Origin of the sequence: Ruminococcus sp., from assembly GCF_045129435.1 — a bacterium.
Classification (GTDB): Bacteria; Bacillota; Clostridia; order Oscillospirales; family Acutalibacteraceae; genus Ruminococcoides.
Window position 1 is genome coordinate 1 of the sequence record NZ_JBGVJL010000031.1, and the last position, 11,235, is coordinate 11,235.

At 38.5% G+C, this 11,235-nt stretch carries 11 protein-coding genes and 1 riboswitch; of the genes, 4 read left to right on the forward strand and 7 right to left on the reverse strand.

The window, feature by feature from the left end; all coding sequences use genetic code 11:
* The first annotated feature begins 329 nt into the window (after positions 1-329).
* The 3 genes from ACJMMI_RS01485 to ACJMMI_RS01495 are packed head-to-tail and all read left to right on the forward strand — an operon-like array spanning position 330 to position 4,771.
* Positions 330-632 (forward strand): hypothetical protein, encoded by a 303-nt coding sequence (locus ACJMMI_RS01485; RefSeq protein ID WP_405352834.1) that lies wholly within the window; start codon positions 330-332, stop codon positions 630-632.
* A gap of 2 nt (positions 633-634) precedes the next feature.
* Positions 635-1,336 (forward strand): ABC transporter ATP-binding protein, encoded by a 702-nt coding sequence (locus ACJMMI_RS01490; protein WP_405352836.1) that lies wholly within the window; start codon positions 635-637, stop codon positions 1,334-1,336.
* A gap of 18 nt (positions 1,337-1,354) precedes the next feature.
* Complete coding sequence (locus ACJMMI_RS01495) at positions 1,355-4,771, forward strand: FtsX-like permease family protein (protein ID WP_405352838.1); 3,417 nt, start codon at positions 1,355-1,357, stop codon at positions 4,769-4,771.
* Between the two features lie 51 nt (positions 4,772-4,822).
* Here the strand turns inward: ACJMMI_RS01495 and metK are convergent, their stop codons facing one another.
* From metK to ACJMMI_RS01520, 5 genes are all read right to left on the reverse strand, one after another.
* Positions 4,823-6,007, reverse strand: a complete 1,185-nt coding sequence (gene metK, locus ACJMMI_RS01500; RefSeq protein ID WP_405352839.1) for a methionine adenosyltransferase — start codon at positions 6,005-6,007, stop codon at positions 4,823-4,825.
* Positions 6,008-6,061: 54 nt separating this feature from the next.
* Positions 6,062-6,158: riboswitch (SAM riboswitch) on the reverse strand.
* 98 nt (positions 6,159-6,256) lie between these two features.
* On the reverse strand, positions 6,257-6,556 hold the full coding sequence (gene nrdD, locus ACJMMI_RS01505; RefSeq protein WP_405352841.1) for an anaerobic ribonucleoside-triphosphate reductase: 300 nt from the start codon (positions 6,554-6,556) through the stop codon (positions 6,257-6,259).
* 260 nt (positions 6,557-6,816) lie between these two features.
* The gene (locus ACJMMI_RS01510) at positions 6,817-7,170 is read right to left on the reverse strand and encodes a nuclear transport factor 2 family protein (RefSeq protein WP_405352843.1); all 354 of its coding nucleotides are present in this window, start codon (positions 7,168-7,170) and stop codon (positions 6,817-6,819) included.
* Positions 7,171-7,174: 4 nt separating this feature from the next.
* A complete protein-coding gene (locus tag ACJMMI_RS01515) occupies positions 7,175-7,507 on the reverse strand; it encodes a cupin domain-containing protein (protein ID WP_405352845.1) in 333 nt (110 codons plus the stop codon).
* Between the two features lie 87 nt (positions 7,508-7,594).
* Entirely contained in the window at positions 7,595-8,647 is a 1,053-nt protein-coding gene (locus tag ACJMMI_RS01520; protein ID WP_405352847.1) for a glycoside hydrolase family 25 protein, read from the reverse strand.
* Between the two features lie 180 nt (positions 8,648-8,827).
* Between ACJMMI_RS01520 and ACJMMI_RS01525 the strand changes: the two genes are divergently transcribed.
* Positions 8,828-9,358 (forward strand): nitroreductase family protein, encoded by a 531-nt coding sequence (locus ACJMMI_RS01525; RefSeq protein WP_405352849.1) that lies wholly within the window; start codon positions 8,828-8,830, stop codon positions 9,356-9,358.
* Between the two features lie 562 nt (positions 9,359-9,920).
* On the opposite strand, the gene ACJMMI_RS01530 is transcribed toward ACJMMI_RS01525, so the two are convergent.
* Together ACJMMI_RS01530 and ACJMMI_RS01535 are read right to left on the reverse strand one after the other, a co-directional pair.
* Complete coding sequence (locus tag ACJMMI_RS01530; protein WP_405352851.1) at positions 9,921-10,232, reverse strand: YbjQ family protein; 312 nt, start codon at positions 10,230-10,232, stop codon at positions 9,921-9,923.
* A gap of 14 nt (positions 10,233-10,246) precedes the next feature.
* Positions 10,247-11,235: efflux RND transporter permease subunit (locus ACJMMI_RS01535; RefSeq protein WP_405352853.1), on the reverse strand; the 989-nt coding region annotated here is incomplete at its 5' end.

The following is an 11,235-nucleotide window of genomic DNA, read 5'->3' on the forward strand; positions in this document are numbered from 1 at the left end:
GTTATTCTGTTTACATTACAGTCCGCAATAATCTCGCTGACTGTAATTTTTTTTAACGGCTTTTTAGTCATTAAATTTTTAAGACTTGCCGAAAGTGCCGACTTTGTTTTCAGTGTAATTTCTTCGTGAGTCATTTAATTCACTTCCTTGTTTTTATTATACACTTGTCCTATAAATAATTCAATGGTCATATTAAAATGATTTGTCCTATATATTTGACCGTCAAATGTGGTGCGATTGTCCGTATTTACACACGAGTGATTACATTGTCCGTTTTTATTTTTTGAAAAATTAAATATAATAGCATCGTAGCAGAAAGGAGGAGCAATATGGAGAGAACATATGACATAACAATTAATGCTCCGCTTGGTATAAGATTCGGAACTATGACTTTTAATTGTCATGGCTCAGTAGTTACGGGTACGCTTAACGCATTTGGAAATCATGATGATTTTACAGGGCAAATAGAAAGTGACGGGGAAGTTGAGATTAAAGGTAAGATTACCTCTCTTATAAACTCTGTTCCGTATTATGCAAAAGGTATAATTAATGACTGCAGTTTAAATCTGCAATTAATTACAAATAAATATTCGTTTGCTATTACAGGGATAGCACAAAAGAAAGGGGTTTAAATATGAGTTATATTGAAATGCAGCACAGCTACAAAAGGTACAAGACAGGCAGTATTGAAATTACAGCAAATAATGATGTTAATTTTGGCATTGAAAAGGGCGAACTTGCCATTATTCTTGGCAGTTCGGGTGCTGGAAAGTCAACCGTACTTAATATTTTAGGCGGTATGGATACAAATGATGACGGCAAAGTAATTATTGACGGTAAGGACATTTCCGGTTATTCGCAAAAAGAGCTTGTTACCTACCGAAGAAACGATGTTGGCTTTGTATTTCAGTTTTATAATCTGATTCAGAATTTAACCGCAAAAGAAAATGTTGAGCTTGCCTCTGAGATTGTAAAGGGAGCATCCGACCCTGTAGAGGTGCTCAAGGAAGTTGGACTTGAAAAGCGAATCAATAACTTTCCTGCACAGCTTTCGGGCGGTGAGCAGCAGCGAGTTGCAATAGCAAGAGCAGTTGCAAAAAATCCGAAAATTCTGCTTTGTGACGAACCCACCGGTGCACTTGATTACCAAACAGGCAAGCAGGTGCTGCAAATTTTGCAGGATATGAGCAGGATAAAGGGTTCAACTGTGGTTATAGTTACTCACAATGCTGCTATTGCACCTATTGCCGACAGGGTTATAAGTATGCATGACGGCACAGTTAAAAACATTCAAATAAATAAAAATCCTCAAAAAATATCTGAAATTGAATGGTAAGAAATGAGGTTGGTAAGTATGAAGAAACGAACTTTAGCAAGAGATATAAAAAAGTGCTTTGCTAAGTCAAAGGGCAGATTTATTTCTATTGTGTGTCTTATTGCACTTGGTTCTTTTGCACTTGTTGGACTTCAGGTGGCAGGTCCTGATATGCGTTATACCGGTGAAAATTACTTCAATAAATACAAACTTGCAGATATAAGCATTATAGGTGATTACGGTATTGATGAAAACGACCAAAAGGAAATCAATAAAGCCTCCGGTGCGTCAAGCATTGAATATGGATATTTAAAAGATGTTGTCATTAGTGATACAAACGATAGTATCCGTATTTTTTCGGCTACTGATGACATTTCTCAATATGAAACAGTAAGCGGTGAAATGCCTAAGTCTGACGATGAAATAGCCATTGCAAGCTACTACGCAGATGATTACAAAATAGGTGATACAATTAAATTTGATGAAAAGGAAGATGTAGAGGGCAACTACACGCTTAAAACTCACAGCTTTAAAATCAGTGGATTTGTAAATTCAAGTGAACTTTTATCTATAATAAATATTGGTCAATCCACAGCAGGTACAGGAGAATTGCAGGGCTATGCAGTTGTAAATAAAAATGTATTTGACTCTGATTTTTATATGATTGCCCGACTTTCATTTTATGATACCGAGGGAGTAGATCCGTATTCAAGTGTATACACAAATGTAATTCAAAAGCATAAGGATGAGCTTGACAGTCTGTTAAAAAATCAGCCGGGAATAAGACTTAACACAATAAAAACAGAGTATCAGCAAAAAATTGACGATGCAAACAGCGAGATTAGCGATGCTAAAACTGAGCTTGACAATGCGTACACAGAACTTACCGACAATGAAAATAAATTAAATGATGCAAAGAAGGAGTATTCGGACGGTTTGTCAGAGTACGAGTCAAAAAAGAAAGAGGCTGATGACAAGTTAGCTTCGGCTCATACTCAGCTTGCTAATGCAAAAGATGAAATAGAAAACGGTGAAACACAGCTTGCACAAAAGCAGGAGGAGCTTTCACAGGCAGAGCAAAGCTTAGCAGAAGCAAGATATACACTTGACTCAGGCTGGGAAGAATATAACTCAAAAAAGGCTCAGCTTGACAGTGCAAAAAATGAATTGGCAAATTCAAAGGCACAGCTTGACGCATCTCAGAGTGAGTTAGATTCTAAAACTGTCGAATTGGAAACTGCAATGGGTATGTCGCTTGAACAAATTAAAGAAATGCTGCATATTTTGCAGGAGCAACAGCCACAGCTTTACGAGCAGGTCAACAGTTTGCTGCAGGCAAAAGCAAAGCTTGAAGCAAAGTGGTCGGAATATAATTTGGCAGGTGAACAGATAGAAGAAAGCAGTCAACAGCTTTCTTTGGCAAAGTCACAGCTTGACAGCGGCGAGTATGAGTACAGTATAAACGAGCAAGCCTACAACTCAGCCGCAGAGCAAATAAACTCAGCAAAAGCACAGCTTAACTCAGCAAAGCAGGAATATTCAGACGGTTTGGAGGAATACAATACTCAGAAAGCAGACGCTGACAAACAGCTTTCCGAAGCAAAGGGAAAGCTTGATGACGCTGAAAAAGAAATATCTGAAAATGAAGATAAGCTGAGCGATGGCTGGAAAGAATATAACGATAAAAAACCTGATGCAGAAAGTGACATACAAGAGGCAGATGAAAAGGTCAGTGACGCACAGGATTATTTAAATAACCTTGCATTGCCTGCTTACAACATTGATACACGAAGGGAAATTCCTGGTGCAGAGGGATACAAAATCTATGGCAGTGTATCAAATATAGTTGATTCACTTGCTGATGTTTTTCCAATTTTCCTTTATTTTGTAGCGGCACTTGTTACCCTTACCACAATGACACGATTTGTTGATGAGGAAAGAATCAATTCAGGTACATTAAAGGCACTTGGCTATGATAACAGGGATATTGTTAAGAAATTTGTAGTTTACGGACTTATTGCAAGTTCAGTCGGTTCGTTAATAGGTATTGCAGCCGGTCACACTTTGTTACCGATGATAGTTTACAACGCTTACGGCAAAAGCTTTACTTACCCGCAGATTGAGCTTCATTTTTATCCGCTGATTACTGTAATTGCTATTATACTTGGCTTACTGTGTGCGGTTTTACCTGCTTTTATAGTAGCTAATAAGGAGCTGAAAGAAAAGCCGTCAGCTTTGTTACAGCCCAAAGCACCACAGGCAGGCTCGAAGATTTTTCTTGAGAGAATTACACCATTATGGAATAGAATGAGTTTTACCCATAAGGTTACTGCAAGAAATATTTTCAGATATAAAAAGCGTATGCTTATGACAATATTCGGTGTATGCGGTGCAGTTACGCTTATATTTGCAGGATTTAGCGTCCAACATTCAATATCGGGACTTAAAGACAGACAGTTTGGCGAACTTATGCAGTATGATTTGATTGTTGCTAAAAATGACGGCATAACCGATAAACAACAAAGTGAGATTGACAGCCTTTTGAGTTCAGATGATATAAAATCAGAGATGAACATAAGGTATGAGAGTCTTTCCAAAACAGCCGGTGCAAATGCTGACCGACAGGAAATTAAACTCATAGTGCCAAGCAATTCCGATGAGCTTGAAACATATATCAAGCTTGTTGACCGAAACTCAAAGGCAAAGGAAAGCCTTGATTACAATGGCTGCATAATTTCAGAAAGGCTCGCTAAACTTTTGAATGTAGGCAAGGGCGATAGCTTTACTGTAACCGATTCTTCCAATACAGAGCATGAGGTTGTAGTTTTTGACATTACAGAAATGTATATGGGACACTTTATGTTTATGAACAGCAACTACTATGAAAAGGTGTTTGGCGAAAGCTATAGTACAAACGCAAATCTTATTACCCTTAATGACCGCTCGCTTGACAATGCGAATTTACAGGCAAGCAAATTTATTGAACTTGACGGGGTAAAGGGTGTAGTGCAGAATACAACCTTAATTAATCAGGTGAATACAATCGTTCAGTCGTTGAATAAGATTATGGAAATTCTGATTATTGTAGCAATTCTGCTTGCAGTTGTAATCCTTTATAACCTTACAAATATAAATGTTTCCGAGAGAATCAGAGAACTTTCTACAATTAAGGTATTAGGCTTTTACAGCAATGAGGTTACGATGTACATCTACAGAGAAACCATTATTCTTACATTGCTCGGTATAATCGCAGGATTTGTGTTTGGTGACGCATTATTTCTCTATATTATTACAGTAGTGCCGCCGGATGATGTTATGTTCAATCCTGCACTTGGTTTAAAAGCATTCATAATTCCGACACTGGTTATTTCATTAATAACAATTATATTGGGCCTGATTATTAACCGCAGACTCAAAAATGTTGATATGCTTGAGGCTTTAAAATCAGTTGAATAAATAAAAATGCACAGAGTTAAAATTAATTCGCTCTGTGCATTTGTTTTTTAATTATTCGTTAATTGCTTTTACAAGCTCCTGTGCCTTGTCTGTCTTTTCCCAGGCAACGCCGAGTTCTTCTCTGCCCATATGGCCATAGGCTGCGAGTGGACGATACTTTGTTTCTTTAAGCTTTAACTGCTCAATAATTGAATTTGGACGGCAGTCAAATACCTTTGCAACAGCGTCTGAAAGCTGCTCGTTGGTGTAGCTTGATGAACCGAAAGCGTCAACCATTATTGAAACAGGCTTTGCAACGCCGATTGCATATGCAAGCTGAACCTCGCACTTATCGGCAAGACCTGCTGCAACAATATTTTTTGCAATATATCTTGCATAGTAAGCAGCACTTCTGTCAACCTTTGTTGGGTCTTTACCGCTGAATGCACCGCCGCCATGACGAGAAAATCCGCCGTAGGTGTCAACAATAATCTTTCTTCCTGTAAGACCTGAGTCACCGACAGGACCGCCGATTACAAATCTGCCTGTAGGATTGATAAAATACTTTGTGTTCTCATCTAAAAGCTCAGCAGGGATAATTGGCTTTACAACATATTCAACCATATCTTTTCTGATCTGCTCAAGTGTAACCTTTTCGTCGTGCTGAGTAGAAACTACAACTGTGTCAACTCTTACAGGTGTGTCGCCTTCATATTCTACTGTAACCTGAGTTTTGCCGTCAGGACGGAGGTAGGAGAGAGTGCCGTTCTTTCTTACCGCTGTAAGCTGTTTTGCAAGCTTGTGAGCAAGTGAAATTGCAAGCGGCATAAGCTCCTTGGTTTCGTTGCAAGCGTATCCGAACATCATACCCTGGTCGCCTGCACCAATCTGATTGTTGGCGTCATTTTCGCCATCTTTAAGCTCATAGCTTTCGTTTACGCCCATAGCAATGTCAGGGCTCTGCTGGTCGATAGAAGTAAGCACAGCACATGTATTGCCGTTAAAACCGCACTCCTGATTGTCGTAACCAATCTCGTTTACAACATTTCTTGCAATGCCGGCAATGTCAACATAGCAGTCTGTAGAAATTTCGCCCATAACATGCACAACACCTGTTGTAGCGGTTACCTCACAGGCAACATGAGCATTTTTATCCTGCTCAAGAATAGCGTCGAGCACAGCGTCAGAAATCTGATCGCATACTTTATCCGGATGTCCTTCTGTTACTGATTCAGAAGTGAAAAAGTGTTTTGCCATTATAATTCTCCTTTGCAAAAAAATAAGCACCTTTCAGCCGAAAGGTGCTCTAAAAACTCATCTTTCGGTAAATACCGCAGGACTTGGCACCTTGCAAATGCAGGTTGCCGGACTTCGCAGGGCCTGTTCCCTCAGTCGCTCTTGATAAGATAAATATTAACTTATTGATTTAATTATATACTGTTACATTGACAAAAGTCAACAAGAAATAACAGGAATATTCTAAAATCGGATAATCAAACAAAAAAATTATGCGATTTCATCTACAGAGCAACATTCTGTACAAGGTACGCTGTGCTTTACTCTGTCCTCAACCTCAGCACGCTTTGCGTTGTTAAAGCGGTCAACAGTACCTACAAGGTAGCCTGTAATTCTGCGGATTCTCTCAAACGGAACAGAATCATAGTCATACTTTACATCTACATAGTCACCGTCAACAGTGAGTTCAACATTCTTGATATATTTATCAGGATTAGCCTCTCTAAGCTGTGTTGTGTATGCGTCAATTTCCTTTTTGCTGAGCTGTCCGCCCTTTACATTTACTGTCATAATAAATCCTTCCCTTTCATAATCTCGTATTTCTCTTAAATGTATAATGTATCTTTTAATTCTTTAAAAGCATATATCTTGTAGAGTGACTCTATTATATCACAACATCTTGTTGTATGCAATATCAAAATAGGAATTATTCTCACAAATAAAGCAGGGCATTTTTGTTGAAATTTACAGTTGACAAATCAGCAAAAGCAAAGAGGGCAAAAATTCTGCCCTCAAAAACAAATATATATCGCATTATTACTTAGAATTTTTTAATCGTAAATTCTTGAATCCATATTAAAAACGAGTTTCCATTTTTCGCTATTCTTTTTCCATGTAGATGTGATATGAAATTTTCCTGCAAGATCTTTGTTTTCCTCATTGCTGACTTCTGTTTTTAGTATATAATGTACCTGAACAAAGTTATCGCTTTCTGCAACGATTTCAAAATCTGAAATTTCATAATGTTTACAGTCAAATATTTTTATAATTTCTGCATATTCTTTGCCTGTACAACGGTATCCGCCGCAAATCATAACTGCATTTTCGTCAACAACTTGTAAAAATCCGTTACTGTCATTAGCTTTTGCTGATTCCCACATTTTTATTTCTAAATCTTTTATCATATGTTTACCTCCTCTCAACCACAATGGTGAGCATTACCAAATCATCATTACCTGTGTTTATAATGCTGTGTTCAGAGCCTTTTGTGCAGATGTGGCAAACACCGGCTTCCAAAGTTTCTTCCTCTCCGTTACAAATTGCCTTTCCAGTGCCTGAAATAATGTAGTTTATATCATCGCTTGTTGTGTGGCTGTGCATACCTATTGAACCGCCTGCGTGTATTGAACAAGGAATAATCTTACCTTTGTCAGACATAAACATTTTGGCACTCATCTCGCCAGTGCCGTTATTCATACCGGGAAATTTGTGTTCCTGCATTTCATTAAAATTGATAAGCATTGAAATTCCTCCCTTATATATTAATTAATTTTACCACAAATATTTATGATTTCAAGCAAAAAGAGCGATGTTTCCATCGCCCTTTAACTATTCGAGAATTATTGAAACTCTGTCTATGCTCTTGTCGAAAAGTCCTGCGTAGCCGTCCTGACCGTTTGTGGTCTGGTCGTCTTTCTGCCAGTCAAAATATTCTTTGTTAATGGGGGATACCCTGTATTTTGCCACAAGATATTTGCCAAGGCTGTTTGCAACACTCTGCGGAGTGGTGTAGTACACTCTGATTGCGTCAATGTTACTGCCGTTGCCTGCATAGCCGTTTTCAAAATCGTCAATGTCATAGCCAGTTACTTTTGGCAGCCAACCGCCTTTAGTGTGCACCTGATACCACACCTTGCCGGTACTTACTCTGATTGCAATATCCGTAATTGCTTTGCCTTTGAGTCCCGCATAGTCCTCAAGATTTTTTACTTCGGGCAACCATATTCCGCCGCAACGCACCTTATAGTAAATAGCCGGATAGTTTTTTTCTTCTGTTGGTTTTTCTGTTTTGTCACTGAAAATGCTTTCGTTGTAAATTATATTTGTGTCGATATTTCCGTTGTAGCCGCTTACTCGTCCTGTTGAGCTGTTCTGCCAAATATCACAAGCAAGCTGATTTTCATCATTGTACTGTGCAAGCCAAATGCTGTATTTGCTTTTAAGTCTACCATAGTTAAGATAATTGCTAAACCAATTTAAGTTAGCGTACACACCGGCCCTGTAACCGCTTTTTTTGATTGTTTCACAAAAGCGTTCCGCAATTTCTGTTAGCTTTGTTTTGCCAAGTTTGATTTGTGATGAGTCCTCCATATCGTAGTATATCGGCATATCAAGCGACTTGCCCTTGATGCACTCAAGACAAGCCTTTGCCTCACGCTCAGCATCATCGGCACTGTTTGCATAGCTGTACCAATAAACGCCGATTTTAAGTCCTGCCGATTTTGCACCCTTATAATGACTCTCAAACATCGTATCCTTTTGTGATACCTCTTTGCCGTAGCCTGCCCTTATAATTACCGCTTTTATGCCGTCAGCCGACATTTTGCTAAAATCAATGCCTTGCTGAAATTCAGAAACATCAACACAGTTTATTTTTGCCATAAAATTATCCTTTCATAACTTATTAAAAGCTCTCTTACCATACTATTAAAACTTTTACAAATGGTTAAGCTTTCCATAAGTAAATTTAAAACTTTAAAAGTTGCAGCAATTAGGACAATTTTCTTGAAAAAATATTTATTTTGTGCTAATATTACCTTAAAATAATATGGAGGTATTACTATGGAATTATCAAAGGTAATGGAAACTCGCAGAAGTGTGAGGGAATACATAAATAAACCTGTAGAAAATGAAAAGCTCAGAAAATTGATTGCAGCGGCTCAGCTTGCACCGTCTTGGAAAAATTCTCAGGTGTCACGTTACTATGTGGTAACAGGCGAAAAGCTTGCAGAGGTTAAAAACGCTTTGTCACCATATAATCAGAAGAATATGGCAGACGCACCTGCTTTAATTGTGACTGCAATCGTGCTTAATCGTTCAGGATATGAAAAAGACGGTACACCAACAAACGAGCTTGGCAACGGCTGGGGATTTTATGATTGCGGTTTGCAGAGTATGAACCTTTTGCTTAAAGCTACAGAACTTGGACTTTCAACTCTTGTAATGGGTATAAGAGATAATGAGAAAATCAAGGAGATTTTAGACATTCCCGAAACCGAGGCAGTTGTAAGTGTAATCGGTGTTGGCTACAGCAATGCAGAACCTACAATGCCAAAGCGTAAAAACATTGACGATATTGCAAAGTTTTTTTAATTTAATAGGTTCTGTTCTAAATGTTGGGTAACAATAATAAATTATGGTTTAGCAAAGAGTTTTGGATAATTAACAAAAAATTTAGGTCGAGCCTTTTTAAAGGCTCGTGGGTTTGGGCAACGCCCATAAAATCTTCTGATATAACAATTTATCAGGCACAAACAGCAACGCTGTTTGTGTGCTAAAGCAAAGTTTGATAAAACAGGCGACAGCCATTAAAAAGAAATAATTCATTTATAAAGAATAATGGCTTTTTGTGTTGCTGTCGCATTATAAAGCTTTCGCCATTGTGCTAAAGCCACCAAACAGCAAGCTGTTTGGCTATCGAAGCTTTGCGTAAGAGAAAAGTATTTGTGGGCTTTGCCCACACCCACAACCTTTGAAAAAGGTTGACCAAATTTTTGTTTTCGAGTATAAAGTCTGTGCTAATTTAAGCAAAATTTCCCGACCATCGCTAAACCATAATTTATCCCAACTTTTGATAAAGAACCATTTAAATATAGCAAAGCATAAAGTAAAAACCTGTACAGCGTGTGCCGTACAGGTTTTTTATTGTCTTGTTTTAGATAAACTTAACTGCTGTGCCGTAAGCAAGCACTTCGGCAGCCTGCTGCATAACAGAAGCTGATGTGTAACGAACACATACAATAGCGTCTGCACCCATTCTTGCTGCCATTTCTATCATACGCTGAGTGGCAATATCTCTTGCCTTGTTCATCATCTCTGTGTATGATTTAAGCTCGCCGCCAACCATAGTCTTAAAGCCCTGTCCCATATCGCTGAACATATGCTTAGACTGAATTGTGTTGCCCTGCACAAGACCGAGTGTAGCAAGGTTTCTGCCTGTGATTGTTTCTGTTGTAGTAAGTACCATAAGTTTTACCTCAATTAAATATCTATTTCCTCAAGGTCACTGTCGCTAACCTTACGAAGTTCCTTCTTGCTGAGAATATCGTATATTACAGGAACGATATACAGCGTCATAATTGTTGCGTATAGCAAACCACCGATACAAACGATTGCGATAGGCTGCATGATTTCTGAGCCTGTGCCAATGCCGAGTGCCATTGTAGAAAGTCCTAAAACTGTGGTGATAGCAGTAATGAGTATTGGTCTCATTCTTGTTTTGCCTGCCTCAACAATAGCTTCTCGTCTTTCTTTGCCCTCAAGTCTAAGGTTATTAATGTAGTCAACAAGCACGATACCGTTGTTTACAATAATACCGCAGAGCATTACAAAGCCGAGCAGAGCTACAACGCTTACATCAAAGCCCGTAATAAGCAGTCCGAGGAAACCACCTGTAAAGGCAAGCGGAATTGTAAACATAATAATGAAAGGTGATTTAAGGCTTTGGAACTGAGCAACCATAATAAGGTAAATAAGAATTACACCTAAAAGCATCATAAGCAACATCTGATTTACGGCTTCCATTGTGCTTTCGTTAGAGCCGGAATATTCAATGCTGCAGCCGTCAGGCAATTTGTAATCGTCAAACATTGCCTTAGCTTTATTTGAAACATCTGTGTTTGTGTAGCCGTCCTTTAATGTACCTGTGACTTTGATATATCTTTTCTGGTCGCTTCTTGTGATAGAATTCATAGATTCTGAATCTGAAATCTCAGCAACCTCAGAAAGCTTGGTTGTTTTTTCATTGCCCTCTTTGTCTGTATAGGTAAGCTTCAGATCCTTGATATTGCTCTTTGTTACATCGCTGTTTTCATCTTTAATTACCACCACATCAAGGTCTTTGTCATTGTTTGTAAGTGTTGTTGAAGTAGATTCGGTAGTAATTGCAGCGGCAATCTGCTGGTAAACCTGAGCAACTGTAAGCGATTTATTAGCAGCCTTTGTTTTGTCAACAGTTACCTTTACTTCAC

Excerpts from the sequence above, each read along its gene's own strand:
- ACJMMI_RS01485 (WP_405352834.1), top strand. The coding sequence starts at position 330 with ATGGAGAGAACATATGACATAACAATTAATGCTCCGCTTGGTATAAGA.
- ACJMMI_RS01490 (WP_405352836.1), top strand. The coding sequence starts at position 635 with ATGAGTTATATTGAAATGCAGCACAGCTACAAAAGGTACAAGACAGGC.
- ACJMMI_RS01495 (WP_405352838.1), top strand. The coding sequence starts at position 1,355 with ATGAAGAAACGAACTTTAGCAAGAGATATAAAAAAGTGCTTTGCTAAG.
- metK (WP_405352839.1), bottom strand. The coding sequence starts at position 6,007 with ATGGCAAAACACTTTTTCACTTCTGAATCAGTAACAGAAGGACATCCG.
- nrdD (WP_405352841.1), bottom strand. The coding sequence starts at position 6,556 with ATGACAGTAAATGTAAAGGGCGGACAGCTCAGCAAAAAGGAAATTGAC.
- ACJMMI_RS01510 (WP_405352843.1), bottom strand. The coding sequence starts at position 7,170 with ATGATAAAAGATTTAGAAATAAAAATGTGGGAATCAGCAAAAGCTAAT.
- ACJMMI_RS01515 (WP_405352845.1), bottom strand. The coding sequence starts at position 7,507 with ATGCTTATCAATTTTAATGAAATGCAGGAACACAAATTTCCCGGTATG.
- ACJMMI_RS01520 (WP_405352847.1), bottom strand. The coding sequence starts at position 8,647 with ATGGCAAAAATAAACTGTGTTGATGTTTCTGAATTTCAGCAAGGCATT.
- ACJMMI_RS01525 (WP_405352849.1), top strand. The coding sequence starts at position 8,828 with ATGGAATTATCAAAGGTAATGGAAACTCGCAGAAGTGTGAGGGAATAC.
- ACJMMI_RS01530 (WP_405352851.1), bottom strand. The coding sequence starts at position 10,232 with ATGGTACTTACTACAACAGAAACAATCACAGGCAGAAACCTTGCTACA.